Here is a 1256-nt window from a genome sequence, read left to right as displayed (position 1 = left end):
GAACTGAGTGCGGTATTGCATGCTGCCCTGAGTCATCAGCAGTTCGTAGGTGTACTTCACGTCATTGGCGGTGATGGGCGTCCCGTCAGCGAAGCGTGCCTTGGGGTTGAGGTAGAAACGCAGTGACAGGCCATCGTCGCCACGTTCCATCTTTTCAGCCACCAACCCATAGACGGTGTACGGCTCGTCCATTGAGCGCACTGCCAGTGGCGAATAGAGCATCCCGTTGATCTGCGACACGCCCATGCCTTTGTCAGTGAACGGCATCAGGTGATCGAACTGACCGATTTCAATGGCCGAGCGACGCATAGTGCCGCCTTTCGGAGCATCGGGGTTCACGTAATCGAAGTGTTTAAAGTCGGCGGGGTAGCGCGGTGCCTCACCATAGACGGTCAGGGCATGTTGCGGTGCGGCGAACAGGGTGGAAGAGGCCAGGGCCAGCGTGACAGCGATCAGTGACGAAAAAACAAAACGCATTACTCGAATCCCGATTGGCCGTAGGAGCGCCCGGCGTCGCACAACAGCGCTATCTTCTACAGATAAATCGACGATTCGCCAAGCCGACCAGGATCAGGAAATCCGTTCGGCATACAAAAACGGCCCATCCGAAGATGAGCCGTTGCACAGTACAACTGACAGGATCAGTCCTGACGGCTGGTCACTTCCAGCAGGTGGTAACCGAACTGGGTCTTGACCGGGCCCTGAACAGTGTTGACCGGAGCGCTGAACACGACAGTGTCGAATTCCTTGACCATCTGGCCAGGACCGAACGAGCCCAGGTCGCCGCCCTGACGGCTGGATGGGCAGCTGGAATTGGCCTTGGCGATTTCAGCGAAATCAGCGCCGCCTTCGATTTGTGCCTTGAGTTCGTTGCACTTCTCTTCGCTCGAAACAAGGATGTGGCGGGCAGTGGCTTTAGCCATGGGGAAAAATCTCCTGTGAAAAAAAAGAAACAGCCTACCGGAATCAGTTCGGTATTTCCTGCCAAAGTTCCTTCGCGTCAAGCTTATCTGTAGCGCAACCGATCAACAGCGCGGCGCAGCAACTGCTCGGTGCCTGTCCAGCCGAGGCACCCGTCGGTCACCGACACCCCGTATTCCAGCGCTGCGCCGAGCGGCTGACAGCCGTCGAACAGGTGGCTCTCTATCATCATGCCGATCAGCGACGTATCGCCCTGGCGGCGCTGTTGCAACACATCATCGAACACCTGCGGTTGGCGCATGGGGTCTTTGCCACTGTTGGCGTGGCTGCAATCG

The 1256-nt window shown here is 57.5% G+C and carries 2 protein-coding genes and 1 pseudogene; all 3 read right to left on the bottom strand.

Annotated elements, in window-relative coordinates; all coding sequences use genetic code 11:
- The coding region (locus BZK31_RS28615; RefSeq protein WP_244182767.1) for an ABC transporter substrate-binding protein at positions 1-477 on the bottom strand (477 nt) is incomplete at its 3' end.
- Positions 478-641: 164 nt separating this feature from the next.
- Positions 642-923, bottom strand: a complete 282-nt coding sequence (locus BZK31_RS28610) for a peptidylprolyl isomerase (protein ID WP_002553340.1) — start codon at positions 921-923, stop codon at positions 642-644.
- Positions 924-1006: 83 nt separating this feature from the next.
- A pseudogene (locus BZK31_RS28605) lies at positions 1007-1256 on the bottom strand (3-deoxy-7-phosphoheptulonate synthase); the annotation flags it as partial.

The organism is Pseudomonas floridensis (genome assembly GCF_002087235.1).
GTDB classification, from domain to species: Bacteria; Pseudomonadota; Gammaproteobacteria; order Pseudomonadales; family Pseudomonadaceae; genus Aquipseudomonas; species Aquipseudomonas floridensis.
This window is presented reverse-complemented; position numbering and strand designations above follow the sequence as displayed.

Bases quoted from the DNA above. Each gene is read 5' to 3' on its own strand.
- BZK31_RS28610 (WP_002553340.1), bottom strand. From the start codon at position 923: ATGGCTAAAGCCACTGCCCGCCACATCCTTGTTTCGAGCGAAGAGAAG.